Source organism: Neotabrizicola paludis (genome assembly GCF_044142105.1).
Classification (GTDB): Bacteria; Pseudomonadota; Alphaproteobacteria; order Rhodobacterales; family Rhodobacteraceae; genus Pseudogemmobacter.
On the sequence record NZ_JBGTYM010000003.1, the window covers coordinates 327,734 to 342,776 of the forward strand.

The 15,043-nt window shown below is 63.1% G+C and carries 14 protein-coding genes; 5 read left to right on the forward strand and 9 right to left on the reverse strand.

The features are described from left to right. Window positions 1–74: 74 nt before the first annotated feature. Complete coding sequence (locus ACED67_RS10025; RefSeq protein ID WP_395541460.1) at window positions 75–2,315, forward strand: heavy metal translocating P-type ATPase; 2,241 nt, start codon at window positions 75–77, stop codon at window positions 2,313–2,315. A 1-nt stretch (window position 2,316) separates the two neighbouring features. Continuing rightward, window positions 2,317–2,940, forward strand: coding sequence for a methyltransferase family protein (locus ACED67_RS10030; protein ID WP_395541461.1), 624 nt, complete (start codon window positions 2,317–2,319; stop codon window positions 2,938–2,940). A 269-nt stretch (window positions 2,941–3,209) separates the two neighbouring features. On the opposite strand, the gene ACED67_RS10035 is transcribed toward ACED67_RS10030, so the two are convergent. From ACED67_RS10035 to ACED67_RS10065, 7 genes are all read right to left on the reverse strand, one after another. Continuing rightward, window positions 3,210–4,238, reverse strand: coding sequence for an FUSC family protein (locus ACED67_RS10035; protein ID WP_395541462.1), 1,029 nt, complete (start codon window positions 4,236–4,238; stop codon window positions 3,210–3,212). 1 nt (window position 4,239) lies between these two features. Continuing rightward, the gene (locus tag ACED67_RS10040; protein ID WP_395541463.1) at window positions 4,240–4,455 is read right to left on the reverse strand and encodes a hypothetical protein; all 216 of its coding nucleotides are present in this window, start codon (window positions 4,453–4,455) and stop codon (window positions 4,240–4,242) included. A gap of 485 nt (window positions 4,456–4,940) precedes the next feature. Beyond that, on the reverse strand, window positions 4,941–5,942 hold the full coding sequence (locus ACED67_RS10045; RefSeq protein ID WP_395541464.1) for a dipeptidase: 1,002 nt from the start codon (window positions 5,940–5,942) through the stop codon (window positions 4,941–4,943). 19 nt (window positions 5,943–5,961) lie between these two features. After that, window positions 5,962–7,032 (reverse strand): ABC transporter ATP-binding protein, encoded by a 1,071-nt coding sequence (locus ACED67_RS10050; protein WP_395541465.1) that lies wholly within the window; start codon window positions 7,030–7,032, stop codon window positions 5,962–5,964. Window positions 7,033–7,044: 12 nt separating this feature from the next. Continuing rightward, complete coding sequence (locus tag ACED67_RS10055; protein ID WP_395541466.1) at window positions 7,045–7,860, reverse strand: ABC transporter permease; 816 nt, start codon at window positions 7,858–7,860, stop codon at window positions 7,045–7,047. Beyond that, on the reverse strand, window positions 7,860–8,768 hold the full coding sequence (locus tag ACED67_RS10060) for an ABC transporter permease (RefSeq protein WP_395541467.1): 909 nt from the start codon (window positions 8,766–8,768) through the stop codon (window positions 7,860–7,862). The genes ACED67_RS10055 and ACED67_RS10060 overlap by 1 nt, the downstream gene beginning before the upstream one ends. Before the next feature lie 25 nt (window positions 8,769–8,793). Further along, on the reverse strand, window positions 8,794–9,858 hold the full coding sequence (locus ACED67_RS10065; RefSeq protein WP_395541468.1) for an ABC transporter substrate-binding protein: 1,065 nt from the start codon (window positions 9,856–9,858) through the stop codon (window positions 8,794–8,796). A gap of 155 nt (window positions 9,859–10,013) precedes the next feature. Here ACED67_RS10065 and ACED67_RS10070 point away from each other — a divergent pair, with 155 nt between their 5' ends. Continuing rightward, complete coding sequence (locus ACED67_RS10070; RefSeq protein WP_395541469.1) at window positions 10,014–10,919, forward strand: LysR family transcriptional regulator; 906 nt, start codon at window positions 10,014–10,016, stop codon at window positions 10,917–10,919. A gap of 9 nt (window positions 10,920–10,928) precedes the next feature. On the opposite strand, the gene ACED67_RS10075 is transcribed toward ACED67_RS10070, so the two are convergent. Then, entirely contained in the window at window positions 10,929–11,648 is a 720-nt protein-coding gene (locus ACED67_RS10075; protein WP_395541470.1) for an isochorismatase family protein, read from the reverse strand. Window positions 11,649–11,684: 36 nt separating this feature from the next. On the opposite strand from ACED67_RS10075, the gene ACED67_RS10080 reads away from it, so the two are divergent. After that, window positions 11,685–12,695, forward strand: a complete 1,011-nt coding sequence (locus ACED67_RS10080) for a LysR family transcriptional regulator (RefSeq protein WP_395541471.1) — start codon at window positions 11,685–11,687, stop codon at window positions 12,693–12,695. Between the two features lie 339 nt (window positions 12,696–13,034). On the opposite strand, the gene ACED67_RS10085 is transcribed toward ACED67_RS10080, so the two are convergent. Further along, window positions 13,035–13,841 (reverse strand): helix-turn-helix transcriptional regulator, encoded by an 807-nt coding sequence (locus tag ACED67_RS10085; protein WP_395541472.1) that lies wholly within the window; start codon window positions 13,839–13,841, stop codon window positions 13,035–13,037. 107 nt (window positions 13,842–13,948) lie between these two features. Between ACED67_RS10085 and ACED67_RS10090 the strand changes: the two genes are divergently transcribed. Further along, window positions 13,949–15,040 carry an ABC transporter ATP-binding protein gene (locus ACED67_RS10090; RefSeq protein WP_395541473.1) on the forward strand — a complete coding sequence of 364 codons (1,092 nt, stop codon included), beginning with the start codon at window positions 13,949–13,951 and terminating at the stop codon, window positions 15,038–15,040. The last annotated feature ends 3 nt before the right edge of the window (window positions 15,041–15,043 follow it).

The following is a 15,043-nucleotide window of genomic DNA, read 5'->3' on the forward strand; positions in this document are numbered from 1 at the left end:
TTGAAGCTATAGCGGCTAGAGCAATTAGGTAAGAGGCTGACCTGATTCGAACAAGGTGAAGGAAAGGGCAGCAAATGGCAGAGCGGCTCGAATGGAACGTCAGCGGCATGGACTGCGCCTCCTGCGTCGCCAAGGTGACGCGGGCGGTGGAGCGCATGCCGGGCGTCAGCGACGTTTCGGTCGCGCTGATGGCTGAGAAGCTGTCCCTGACGCTTGCGTCAGACACCACCCCCAAGGACAAGATCGAGGCGGTGGTCAAGGCACTTGGCTATGGCATCGCGCCGAAGGGTACCGCGGCGCCGAAGAAGAAGGCGTTCGTGATGCCTGGGGACGCGTCGCATGATCGCGGGCCCGGAGATCGCAACCATGACCACGAAGCGTCGGCCCATGTGGCCGATACCGGTCATGGCAGTCCGGGCCATGTCCATGACGACCCGGCCGACCGCGGCAAGCGCTGGTACCAGACGGCCAAGGGGCGGCTGGTGATCGTCACCGGGCTGTTGCTGGCCGCAGCCTGGGCTGTGGAGCTGCTCTCCGGCCATACGCTCGGATACTGGGCTTTCGTCGCGGCCTGCGTGATCGGCGTGGCCCCCGTCACGCAGCGCGCCTATGCGGCGCTGCGCATGGGCCAGCCCTTCACCATCGAAAGCCTGATGACCATCGCCGCCGCAGGCGCCCTGTTCATCGGAGCGACCGAGGAAGCGGCACTGGTCGTGTTCCTGTTCGCGGTCGGAGAGGTTCTTGAGGGCGTGGCCGCCAACAAGGCACGCGACGGTATTCGCGCATTGGCGAACCTTGTGCCCAAGACTGCGTTTCTGGTCGATGGCGGCCAGACGCAAGAGGTTCCGGCGGGCAGCCTGCGGATCGGGCAAGTGGTTCTGACGCGCCCCGGCGACCGCATCCCGGCGGATGGCGAGATTGTCAAGGGCACAAGCGGTGTGGACGAAAGCCCCGTCACTGGCGAAAGCGTCCCCAAGACGCGGGGGCCGGGCGAGATGGTCTTTGCCGGGTCGATCAACACCGAGGCGGCCTTGCGCATCCGTGTGACGAAGATGGCCGAGGACAATACCATCGCCCGGATCATCCGCCTGGTCGAAGAGGCCGAGGAGGCGCGTGCGCCGACCGAACGGTTCATCGACCGCTTCAGCCGCTGGTACATGCCCATGATCGTGGCCCTTTCGGTGGCGGTGATCCTGATCGCGCCGCTCGCCACCGGAGCGGACTGGAACACCTGGATCTATCGGGGACTCACGCTGCTTCTGATCGGCTGCCCCTGTGCGCTGGTGATCTCGGTTCCGGCCTCCATTGCCTCGGCCCTCTCGGCTGGGGCGCGGCGGGGTCTTCTGATGAAGGGCGGTGCGGTAATCGAGGCGGCGGCCAGGGTCCGGCAGGTCGCGTTCGACAAAACAGGGACGCTGACGCTGGGACGTCCGCAGGTGGTGGCGGTGGTCCCTGTCGCGGGCGCGACCGAGACAGAGGTGCTGCGTCTTGCGGCTGCGGTCGAAGCAGGGTCGAGCCATCCGCTTGCTCAGGCCATTCTGCGGCGGGCCGAAGGAATTGCGGTTCCTGCCGCCACCGCCGCCCGTTCCCTTGCCGGCAAGGGCGTTTCGGCGAAGGTCGAGGGGCGCGACCTGACCATCGCAAGCCCTCGCTACGCGACCGAGCAGGGGGCGCTGCAGGGCGACTGGATCGTCCGGGTGGCAGAGCTGGAGGAGGGCGGCAAGACCGTTGCCGTGCTGTTCGACGACAAGTCGGCGCTTGGCCTGATTGCGCTCAGGGATGAGCCACGTGCGGATGCCGCGGATGCGGTCCGCCAATTGCGCGCGATGGGCATCACACCCACGATCCTGACGGGCGACAATTCCCGCACGGCGGCGGCGATCGCAGAGGCCCTTGGCACCGAGTTCCGGGCCGAGATGCTGCCCGAAAATAAGCTGGCCGCGATCCGTGAGATGGCTGCTCAAGGCGGCGTGATGATGGTGGGCGACGGGATCAACGACGCACCCGCCTTGAAGCAGGCAAACGTCGGGGTCGCGATGGGTTCTGGAACCGACGTGGCCCTGGAAACTGCCGACGCGGCGATCCTGCGCGACCGCGTGACGGATATCCCGGCAACGATCCGGCTTGCGCGGGCAACGATGGGGAATATTCGGCAGAACGTGGCGCTGGCTCTGGGGCTGAAGGCGGTGTTTCTTGTGACGTCTGTGCTGGGGATCACCGGGCTCTGGCTCGCGATCCTTGCCGATACGGGCGCGACGGTCCTCGTGACGCTGAACGCCCTGCGTCTGCTGGCCCAAAATCCGGAGAAGAGCTAAGATGCTGCATCTCTTCGGCTGGGCGGTGCTCGCTGTCCTTGCGGTCTATCTGGTCCTTTTCTTCGCGGGAGGGAGACTGGCCGCGCGGGCGGCGGGGCGTTCAGCGTGGCTCTTCGACGCGGCGACGGGCCGCGACCGTCTGGCGGCGATCGGGTTCCGCGCTGCCTTTGTGCTGGCGCTCGCGGGTCCGCTTCTGTGGCTGATCCTGCCCGTGCTGCACAAGATCGACCCGCTCTGGACCGAGGGGCGGTTTCCGCCTCTCGGCCTTGTCGGCGCGATGATGGCGGCATCGGGCGCGGGGCTGGCCGTCATGGCGCAGAGGGCGATGGGCGCGTCGTGGCGGGTCGGCGTGAAGGCGGGCGAGACGGGGGTGTTGGTGCGGGACGGTCTATTCCGCTTTTCGCGCAATCCGACCTTCCTTGGGCAGGGGCTGCTGCTGGCGGGTGTGGCGCTGGCCATCCCTTCGATCCCGACCGCCTTGAGCGCGGGCCTGTTTCTCTGGTCAGCGCGGACGCAGGTTCTGTCCGAGGAAAAGGCGCTCATGGCTGCGAATGGCGCGGCGTATGGGGAGTTCGTCCAGACCGTGCCGCGCTGGATCGGCTGGCCGCATGACGGTGAGCGATGACACGACTCTGTCTGGTGCTGGCGGCAGCGGCGGCTGCTGGCGTTCGCCTCACCAAGAAATAGGTGATCGCTGTCCTGTCCCTCCGGGATTTTTATCCCCGTTCTGCAGGGGTCACGACCAACGCTCGGCTTCAACAAACGGGCGAGATCCGGGATGCTGGGTGCAAGACCAGGAGGCGGGCCCCGTGGACGGTAGCTTTGACGCGGCGATACCGGCTGAGCTGGCTTGGATGACCCGACGCCGCCACAGTCGCCAGCGACGGATGCGTTTCATGGCGCGCTTGTTTCTGCGCGGGTTGAACGCAGAGCGGCCAGCCTATCCAACAGTGCGATCGCGAAGGCGGCGGCAAATGCCCCCATCATGGTGAGAACGATACGGATGAAGACCGCGTATCCCGCATCCTGCGTGCTGAGCGCCCCTGCCACAAGCGCCAGCATGACCGAGAATGCGTATTGATAAACCATGCTGGGCTGCGGCCCGGACAGCATTTTCTGGCCAAACCAGAGGCCGCCAAGGAAGATCAGGCCCAGGATGATCGGCAGATGCTGCGACAGGACGAACAGTGCCAGAACACCAAGCGCCACTGCGCTGCCGTAGATTGTTGCACACACGCGCTGCGCTGCTTCAGAAAACACCGCCTGGCGGGTCGGAAACACGAGGACCATCGCCGCCACCACCGCCATCATCATGTCGGAGGGTTGCATCACGGCGTAGAGCCAGATGCTGAAGCCCAGGAGGATGGTGGCCCGGATAGCCGCCCCTTTGACCGGGTTGCCCTGTCCTGGCGTCGGTTCGTCGACATGGCGTTCCTTGGTGCGCGCCGGCACCAGCAGATACACGATGGGACCGACGACAAGCGCGACAAGGGCCGCCTGGACAATGCCATCGCGAAGCGTTTCCACCGTGGCGCAGCCGTGTATTCCCATCACCGAGATCAGCACGGTGACAACGACGAGCAGCATGCCCGCCTGTGCGCCAGAGCGCAGGATCATCAGGAAGCCAAGAAAGTAGAGCCCCCACATGACCGTGACATAGGCCCACGGCATGGGGCGCAACGACTCGACCAGCCACGTCATCATCGAGGGCACAATGATCATCGCGGCCACCCCGCCGATCAGCTTGGCCGGATCAAACGCCCGGCGCTGTGCTGCGATCAGGCCCACTGGCAGCGCCGCGACGATCGGCGGCAGCGCGGGGTCCAAGAGCGGGATCGCAGCATAGGCCAGCGCGCCGGTCAGACCAAGGCGAATGCCGTAATTGGGGTCTTCGCGCAGATCGGGGCGGGGCGTGACATACATGTCAGTGCAGATAGCTTGCCCAGGACCGGAGGCGCTGGAGGCTGCGCGCCAGCAGCACGATGAGACCACTGTCGCTGCCACTGGCAAAGATGACGGCATGGACCTTGCCGCCGACCCGGACGTTGGTGGGCCAGGCGTCCATCCCGCCCTCAAGCTCGATCCGCACGGGAATGCGCCGCGCTGGTTCAAACCAGCGATTGGTGGGCTGATTCACCACCAGCCCATCCTGAGTGCTGCGAGATCGGGGTTGAGGGTCGAATACCAGGTCATTTCGAGGTTCTCTCCGGTCAGGCGCTGCACAACGTCGCCGTCATGCAGCCGTCACAATCGAAAGAGAAACGTCCGGGGCGTGACGGTTATTCCAACATGTCAGGATTTTTGTGCGGTCCGGTTCGGTGCAGCCTTTGACGACTGGCCTACCCCGCTTTGTCATGTGGTGAAATCGAGATTGGACCCTCAAGCGAAGGCCCGACCCTGAAAGCCCGCCTCTCGGGCAGCGCGCTGGTCGCAAGAGTCCAGTTCTGGCTGTGAGGCAAGAGCGCCCCCCGCATCTGTGCCAAGGTGGCGAATGCGCCTGCTCCCGGCGCGGGCGCAGACGTAGCTTGATCCCAAGGTCTTTGCCCTGATCAACGTCCGCATCCAGCGCGGGTACGCGGCACCACGCGCCATTCCAGGCAACAGACGGCGCAGGAGCGGACCCTATCAGGCCCCCCACACCTCGCGCAGCAAGGCGACCCAGTTCTCGCCCATGATCTTCTCGATCCGCGCTTCCTTCCAGCCGCGGCGCAGCATTGTGGCGGTCAGCGCGCCCGTATGGCCGATCGTGTCGAGGCCGGCGGGGTTCTGGATCTTGCCGAAATCGGTAAGACGGCGGGCATAACCCTTGTCATGGGTGATCCAGTCGAAGAACTGCTGCTCATGGCCCTGGGTGAAATCGGTGCCATAGCCGACCCGGTCCTCGCCGCAGAGGTTGATGACGTATTCCATCGCTTCGACATAGTCGTCGACCGTGGCATCCACCCCGCGGGCCAGAAAGGGCGTGAACATCGTCACCCCGACAAAGCCGCCATGGTCGATGATGAAGCGCAGCTGTTCGTCGGTCTTGTTGCGCGGATGCGCCTTGAGACCGGATGGCAGGCAATGGGAATAGGCGACGGGCTGCGTCGAGGCCAGAATGATGTCATGGCTGCTTTTTGCGCCGACATGCGACAGGTCGCAAAGGATGCCAAGACGGTTCATCTCGGCCACCATCTCGCGGCCGAAATCGGAAAGACCGCCGTCCTTGGTCTCGTAGCAGCCGGTGCAGACAAGGTTCTGCGTGTTGTAGGCCATCTGGATGATGCCGACGCCCAACTCCTTGAAAAGCGGCAGATAGCCAAGCTGGTCTTCCATGCCCGTGACGTTCTGCCAGCCCAGGATGATGCCGGTCTTGCCCTCGGCCTTGGCGCGGCGGATGTCGGCGGTGGTCTTCACCTGCAAGATCAGGTCGCCATGGTCGCGGAACCAGGCCTTCCACTGCATGATGTTGCGCATCGTCGCGGTGAAATCTTCCCAGATGCAGCAGGTGCAGTTGGCCGCAGTGATGCCGCCCTTCTGCATGTCGCGAAAGACCTCGGGGCCGAAATCGGACACGATCAGCCCGTCCAGAACGGTCAGGCGGGCATGCAGGCTTTCGGCCTCCGAAAGGAGGGTGTACTGGTTCATCATTTCAACTCCTGAAAAGCTAGTTCTCGCTGACGATCACACCTGCCGTCGGGGGCCAGGACAGCCAGACCTGGCTGCCCTTGGGCAAGATCGCGGGCCCACCCAGACCGGCCGCCACGGCGCGGGCGGTCAGGGTCAGGCCCGTCTCGGTGCGCACCTGATATTCCACGGCAGAACCGTGATAGGTCATGATCTCGACCTGGCCGGCAAGGCAGTTCTCGGCGCCGGAAGGCGCGGTCGGCAGAATCGAGATGACTTCGGGGCGAAGGGCAAGGAAGGATCGCCCGGCGACGGCCGCCTGGCCGGAAAGGCGCAGAACGGGGCCGGCCTCAATCGCAAAGGCCTGCTGGCCTGGCAGCATCTTGCCGGGGAGAAGGTTCGGGATGCCCAGAAAGCCCGCCGCGAAGGCCGAGCGGGGGGTTCCGTAGACCTCGTCCGGGGGACCGACCTGCTCGACCTTGCCATTGTACATCAGCACCATGCGGTCGGCGGTGCTCATCGCTTCGTCCTGGTCATGCGTGACGAAGACGGTCGTCAGTCCCAGGGATTGCTGCAATTGGCGGATCTCGATCTTCATCTCTTGCCGCAGCGAGGCATCCAGGTTGGACAGCGGCTCGTCCAGAAGAAGAACATCGGGTTCGATCACCAGCGCGCGGGCCAGCGCCACGCGCTGTTGCTGACCGCCGGACAATTGCCGGGGAAGACGGTCGGCATATTGGGCCAGGCGCACCCGCACCAGCGCCTCGCGCACCTTGCGGTCGGTATCGCTGCGGTTCACGCCCCGCATCTCAAGCCCGAAGGCCACGTTCTGCGCCACGGTCATATGCGGGAAAAGTGCGTAGTTCTGGAAGACGAAGCCCATGTTGCGCCGATTTGGGGGCAGGGCGGTCACATCGCGTCCGCCCACCGTGATGCGCCCGCTGGTCGTGTCGACAAAGCCTCCGATCATGCGCAGGGTCGTGGTCTTGCCGCAGCCCGAGGGGCCTAGAAGCGCGACCAGTTCACCGTCGCCGATGCGGAGCGACATATTCGCGACGGCCACCGATGTGCCATAGTGCTTTGCGACATCCTGAAGAACGACGTCCGGCATGCTTTTGTCCTTTCAGAAGGCGCGGCTGAGTTTGGCGTAGCGGTCGGTGATCAGCAGAAGCACCGTGATCAGCACGATCTGTACGGTCGCCACGGCGCCGATGGTCGAATCGAAGTTCCATTCGAGGTAGTTGATCAACGCGATCTGCAGGGTGGTGCTGTCAGGTCCGATCAGGAAGATCGACTTTTCAAGGTCGATGAACGAGTTGATGAAGGCGAACAGCGATCCGGCGATCACCCCCGGCTTGATGACCGGCAGCGTGATGCGGAAAAAGACGGTCAGCGGTGCGGCGCCAAGGCTGCTGGCTGCTTCTTCTATCGAGGGGTTCACGCTGATGAGCGAAGTGGTCACCAGACGGATCATCCAGGGCAGCGCGATCAGGCTATGCGCTACGATCAGCCCCAGATTGGTGCCCGCGACACGCCAGCCGGTCAGAAACTCGACCTCGAGGAAAAAGACGAACAGCGCGCTGCCCCCGACGATACCGGGAACGACCATGGGCGACATCAGGATCGTGTTTATGGTCTCCCGCCCCCGGAACCGGCCGCGGACGAGCGCGAAGCTGGCAGGGAGGCCGAGGCAAAGCGCGACGACCGTCGCGATCAGACTGGTGCGGAGGCTGAGGAAAAACCCGTTGCGGAAATCCGACAGTTCCCAGGCGCGGCGATACCAGTCCAGCGTATAGCCCTCGGGCGGGAAGGACAGGATCTTGTTCGAGAAGAAGCTCATCCAGATGATGAAGATCAGCGGCAGGACGATGAAGCCGATCACCAGCATGCTGAAGGCTGTATAGCCCAGACGGATGGACGTGGACTGACCCGCGCGCATCATTCGCTCCATTTCCGGTATCTGCGTTGCACGACGACCGAGACGCCGACGGTCAGGATCATCGTGACGGCCATGAGGATGAAGGCCAGGGCGGCACCGAAGGGCCAGTTCATCACCTTGGCGATCTGTTGATAGACGGTCGGCGCCATCATGTGAAAGGTGGGGCCACCGATGAGGACCGGCGTGGCATAGGCATTCATCGAGAGGATGAAGCACAGAACCGAGCCGGCAAGGATACCGGGCATCGCCAGCGGCAACACGATGCGGCGCATGATGGTGAAATGGCCAGCGCCCAGGCTTTGACCGGCATCTTCCAGGTTCTGGTCGATGGATTCGAAGACGCTGTTCAGGGTGATGATCATGAAAGGCAGTAGAACCGAGACGAGACCGATGATCACGCCCGGCGCCGAATACATCAGGCCAAGCGGTCCCTCATGCCCGAAAAGCCCGAGGAATGCCGCAAGCACCCCCTTGTCGTTCAGGATCAGCATCCAGGCCGATGTGCGCACGGCATTGCCGATCAGCAGCGGCACAAGGATGACGATCAGCAGCATACGCTTGGCCAAGGCACTGACGTGACGTGCCAGGAAATAGGCGACGGGCACGCCCGCTACCAGACAGATCGCCGTCGACAGGCCCGAGATCCAGACCGTGCGCCACAGCACTTCTTGATAGAAGGCATCACTGAAGAACTTGAGATAGTTCTCGGCCGTGACCGCGCTGACCATCAACTCGGCAGGGTCGTAGCGGTTCAGGCTGTTGCGCAGCATCAATGCGAGCGGCAACAGAAGGCCCAGAGACACGAAGATCAGGCCGGGCGCGGCCAGCATGGGGGTGCCAGCCCTGCGAGCCGCCCCTTTCGGGGCGACGGGAGCAGGGCTGCCGGCAGCGGTTTGTGTCATGCTCATGCGCTTTCTCCGGCCAGATCCGGGATCAAACCGCGAAGGATTTGTTCCACCACTCCAGCCATGCCGCCGTGTTTTCGGCAACATAGGCATAGTCCAGGAAGTGCATCTTCTTGCGTTCCTCTTCCGAGAAGTCGACCAGGGCGCGCAGTTCGTCCGACAGGGTCGCCTTGCTATTGGCGGGGGCGTAGAGGCTCGCCTCGGCCAGGCCCGCCATCGCCTGCGGATCGAGCATCGCGTCGAGATAGGCATAAGCGCCGTCGCGGTTCGGGCCGAACTCCGTCAGGCAGGCGCCGAAGGTTACGGCGATCGCCCCTTCCTCGGGATACTGGATCGCCAGCGGCAGGCCGTCCTTGGCCCATTGCAGGCCGCGGGCCTTGTAGTTCACAGCGATATCCACTTCGCCATTCGCCAGCCCGGCCTGCAGCTGCTGATGCGCCGCATAGAGCCGCGGCCCGTTTTCGGCGGCCAGCTTCTCGAGCATGGGCTTGCCATCCTCGACGCTGGTCATGTCGCCTTTGGAGACCAGTCCGGCCATCATCATGTAGTTGAAATAAAGCTGGTTGGTCAGGCCGATGCGCCCCGCCCATTTCGGATCGAAAAGCTCAGCATAAGATTTCGGCGGCTCCGAGACCTTGTCCTTGTTGTAGATGATGACGACCGCGCTGTAGAGCCAGGGCACGAAGTAGGGCGCTCTAAGCTCTTCCACGACATCGGCGTAGTTCGGGATCTGCGCCATATCCAGTTCCGCCACCACCTCTTGCTGGCGCAGTTCGTACGCATCCGAGCTGTTGACGTGGATCACATCGACCGAGGCGCGGCGGATGCGCTTTTCGGCGAGAAGCTTGGCCTTGCGCTCCGGCTCCATTCCCAGATCGCGAACGAGGGTGAAGCCCTTGTCTTCAAGGAGTGGCTTCTCAACGAAGCGGACTGTCCGGTCGTTCCAGTCGCCGCCCCAATTGGAAACCACGATGGTTCCGCCCGCCGCCTGCGCTGCCCTGGGCATGAGCGCGGGAAGGGCGGCCCCGGCCATGAGCAGGCCAAGAATGCGGCGGCGGGAGAGGGAGGTCGCGGTGCGAAGATCGGCTGTCATCTGTGTCTACTTCCCTGTTCTGTTGGGCCGGCAGGTGCGATGCCTTGGCCGGTCCTCCTTGTGTTGTCGGGCTACGATGCGGGTTGCGACAGTGATTGTAAAATATCAATTGTCATTTTATTAATTCCACATTGATATCAAATTTCGAGTACAGAATGAGCTTGGATCTTCGTCATCTGCGCGCTTTCACGGCCCTTGGTAAAGAGCTTCACTTCGGTCGGACAGCGGATCAGCTTCACATAGCGCAACCCGCGCTTTCCAAGATCATTCAGCAGCTTGAGGCCGAGATCGGGGCGCCGCTCTTGCTGCGGACGACGCGCCGGGTCGAGCTGACCGAGGCCGGCAAGACCTTTCTGGCCGAGACAGCCAGCGTCGAAGCGCAGATCGAAAGAGCCGTGGCAAGCGCGCGCCACGCGGCCCGCGGCATCCGGGGGGAATTAAGAATCGGTTACACGGATTTCGCGATCAACGGGCGGCTGCCGCATATGCTGCGCGACTTTGCGGGGGCGCATCCCGATATCCGGCTGAACCTGATCTTCATGCCGACCACCGCGCAGCACATGGCCTTGCTGCAGCAGACGATCGACATCGGATTCATGATCGGCGCTTTCGAGCACAAGACAACCAGCAGCCTGACATTCGACGAGGATGACTATGTCGCGCTTCTGCCGGCATCTCATCGCCTCTGCGCGCGTGAGGCGCTGACACTGGCCGAACTTTCGGAAGAGAAGTTCGTCCTTGGCACGGGCGACAACTGGTCTGCCTTTCGCAATCGCCTTTTCGCGGAATGTCGCAGCAGGGGCTTTTTCCCGGACATCGCGCTCGAGGCGTCGAACAGCGAGGGCATCTTCGGCCTGGTCGTGGCCGGAGTGGGGATCACCATCTATTCAAGCTGTGTCGGCAATCTGCCGCGTCAGGGCGTCGTGGTGCGGCCGCTCAGCGATGTGACCAACAAGCTGCCGGTCACGGCGGTCTGGGACAGGACAAGCCGGTCGCAGGCGCTGGACACGTTCCTGAAATATCTGCGCCGCTCGGCCCGGAAGCCGGCGGCGCAGCCATAGGATTCAGGGCTAGGCTGCGGCCTGGCGATCCTTGATCCCGTTGAGATAGCCGACACAGTCGTCGACGCTGACCACATCGCCGAACTTGGCGTCGATGTCGAAGAGGTTCCAGGCGACTGCCCCCGGTACGCGATCGCCGATGGCTTCCCTGACCGCGATGGTTCTGAACCCATCGGCCAGCCCGTCACAGATGGTCTGACGCACGCAGGCACAGGCGGTCACCCCAGTGACCAGGATCGTGTCCACATTCGCGGCACGCAGGATGCCCGCGAGTTCCGTGCCGTGAAAGGCCGAGGCGCGCTTCTTCAGAAGCGTGTATTCGCCCTCGACCGGCGCGATCCGACTGTCGATGGCCCAGAGTTCCTTGTCCTTGAGGTTCACGACATCGACCGGGATCTTGTCATGCCAGAGACCCATATCGGTGAAGGGTGACGTGCGGTCGGTGATCTCATAGGCGGTGGTGACGTGAATGACCGGCACCCCATTCGCGCGGCAGGCCGCGAGCAGCCTTTGCATCGATGGGATGATCTCTCCGTCCATCTTTTCCTGATCGCAGGTGAAGGGATTGCCGGGCCGCGTCCAGGCATTCGCAAGGTCGACGCTGATCAGCGCGGGCCGGTTTCCAAGGCCGACGCGGCGCTGGAAACCCCGTTCCTTGTAAAGCTTGCTGGCCGTATCGAAGGCCTGCTGGAGCAGGCGGTCCAGTTCTTTCGGGTCAAGGTCTTGCATGTGTCTCTCCGTTCCTAAGACGTGCCCCGCAGAGCGATGCAGGGCATCTGGGCCAAGGATGCGAGGGGTAAAGACGAAAATGAAATGGTCATTGATCAAGGATTGATGCATGTTATGCATCATGGAAATTGGCGGGAATCTGTTGTGAAACCTTTCGGTGGCCTTGAGCTCGTGTCATCATTTATCGTTGTTGCAGAAGAGCTTAACTTTCGCCGCAGTGCGGAGCGCTTAAACCTGGACCAGTCGGCCTTGACGCGGCGCATCCAGAAACTGGAGCATCTTCTGGGCTTCAGGCTGCTACAGCGCAACACTCGGGAAGTGTCGCTGACACCTGCGGGCGAATCCTTCTATCGAGACAACGCGGCGCTGATGGACAGCTATCGCGACGCGGTTCAAGCGGCCCGTCGTGTCGCCTCGGGCCATACCGACGGGCTGCGCATCGGCTATATGACCTTTGCCGCGCCGCAATTGATGCCCGGTCTGCTCGCGCAATATCACGCAGCCTATCCCTATGTCCGTCTGACGACGATCTATCTGCGCACACAGGCGCAGAAACTCGCCCTGGCGAAGAACGAGATCGATGCGGGCTTTCTGATCGGCGGGTTTGATCACCCCGATTTCCACAGCCGACAACTCGCAGATGAGCCGCTTTATGCGGTCCTGCCGGTCACGCATCCGCTGGCGCTTCGCGCTTCCGTGACGCCGGCGGAGGTAGCGGAGCAGCCGCTTGTCCTGGGGGAGATGCAGGAATGGGACGAATATCGCTGGCGGCTGGAAAGCCTGTTCGGCGCCGAGGGCCTGTCGCTGACCCCGCGCTTTGAGGCGGCGCATACGCTGGCCATTGCGGGGCTGGTCGCGGCGGGGCTGGGTGTCACGGTCTTTCCCGAAAGCCTGGTCGGGGTTCTGGGGCAAGGCGTGGTTGCGCGCCGGATCGACCACCCGCTTTTCAGGTCGCGCATCGCCATCGCCTGGAACAGCGCCAACACCTCGCCAGAACTTCGGGATTTTCTCTCACTGGTGGTCGCCCGGTCACCATCCCCGGGCTGAACGGCGTCGGGCGCCACCCGGAGACCCGTCAGGAGGTCGGGCGTTCCGTCGGGGCAGACGCAGGCGTGTGACACGATCTATCGTGCGTTGGTCAGCAACGGGCTGGTGTGAAAGCCTTGCGTGCTGCCGCAAACCCCCACGGCGCGCGGAAAATCCACTTGGCCCGGCAGGTCAGATTTCCGCTGCCACCTCGGTCGCAACGGGGGCAGGTTTCGCGCGTCGATTGACATTCTGACAAGGCCCGCCGAGAAGTTCTGACGAGACCCGGATCAGCAGTCCGGGCTGCGGCTGACTGGTGCCCCCAGCCGCCAGCCCTTGCGCCAGGGCTTTGCCGAAAGCTCAACGGTCCTTGGTCAATGTGTCGATGAACCGCGCGAACAGTTCGCCCTGAGAGCCGATGCCCAGCTTGGTATAGATGTTGCGCCGGTGAATGCGCACCGTGCCAGAAGAAATACCAAGGATCTGGCTGATCCCTTCCGCAGAGTAGCCTTTCAGCGTGTATTCCGAAATTTCGCGCTCGCGCGGGGTCAGCAGCCCTTCACCGAAGCGCTGGAAGCGGCGTTCGATCTGCGGGTCCGCGGTTCCCGCCGCGCCAAGCTCGGTTGTCTTGAACCTGCCTGGAAGGTCTTTCCAGTGCCGCTGCACGGCGGCTTCGACCACGGGCCAGGCCTTGCGCAACGTGGCCAGTTCCCGCGTCGAGAACACCTTGTCCGCGCGCATCAGCGACAGGACGATTCTGGCATGCCGCCCGATCTCGACGAAGAAGCCGATCTCTTCGGCCAGACCTGTCCGCGCATAGTAGCTGCGGAAATATTCCCCCTGATAAAACCGGTCCGGCGCAAGATCGCGCAGGCGGTACAATCCGTCCGCGACCGGCCCCATGGCGAGAGGTCGTGTCGCGGCAAGATAGAACGGGTCCAGCAGGTAGGGCCCGGCCTGATAATCGGTCACGAAGATCGCCCGCTTGCTGCCCGGAAAGTCGTCGTAAAGATCCAGCGGACGGGCTGTGCCCGAATAGCCGAAGATGACCGTGAAGTCATAGACCGCGATGCTGCGTAGAAAATCCGCAAGACGTTGTGGAAACTCGCCCGTGCCTTCGGCGGCGATCAGGCGACCGATCTGCTCGAACTGGACCTCTATGCTCATATCGTAGGATTTTTGAAACTCTATGCATTTTGTGGTATATACAACTTTTCTCACATTTTCTACGATTTTTGTGGTTTCATGGCATAGACGTGGATGTGGGGCGCGTGATGCAGGTGGATGACTCCCCGATTGCAGAGCTGCGCGGCACGACCAAGCGGTTCGGCTCGGTCGTCGCGGCGCGGAACCTGAACCTGACGATCCGCCGGGGCGAATTCCTGTCCTTCCTCGGCCCCTCCGGCTGCGGCAAGACGACCGCCCTGCGCATGCTTGCAGGGTTCGAGGCCCCGACCGAAGGCGCCGTCTTTCTGGACGGCCAGCAGGTCAACGATGTTCCGGCGCATCACCGGCCGGTCAACATGGTCTTTCAGCACTATGCGCTGTTCCCGCATCTGACCGTGGCCGAGAATATCTCATACGGCTTGCGGCAGCGGCGTCCGAAACCGCCGAAAGCGCAAATCGACGCCGCTGTCGACCGGGCACTGGAAACCGTGCGCCTTCCCGGCTTCGGCCCCCGGCGCATCTGGGAAATGTCCGGCGGCCAGCAGCAGCGCGTGGCGCTGGCGCGCGCGATCATCAACGAACCGAACATGCTTCTTCTGGACGAACCGATGGCGGCCCTGGACAAGAAGCTCCGCCACGACATGCAGATCGAGTTGCAGACCCTCCAGCGCCAGCTTGGCATCACCTTCATCCTGGTCACCCATGACCAGGAAGAGGCGTTGTCGATGTCCGACCGCATCTGCATCATGCGCGAGGGCGAGATCGTCCAGATCGGCAGCCCGCGCGATCTCTATGACCGACCCAAAAGCCGCTATGTCGCAGATTTCGTCGGCAAGTCCAATTTCTTCTCTGGAACGGTGGAAGGCGTCGAAGGCGGGACTGCCCGGCTGTTCGGCCCCAACGGCGTAAGGTTCATCGGCCCCGCGGTCGAGGGCTTGGTCCACGGCGATACAGCGACTGCGAGCCTGCGACCCGAACAGATTCACCTGACGCGGAGCAAGGTCGGCGTGCCTGTCACGGTGATCAACCGCATCTTTCTGGGCGAACACACCGAATATCTGGTGCGCAACCCCGATCTTGGACAATTCCTTGTCCTCGCTTCGCGTCAGGTCGAAGCAGGCGAGGGCACATTCGAACCGGGCGAAACCGGATACGCGAGCTGGCGCGATGGCGCGGCTCTCATTCTCAGCAACGACTGAAAC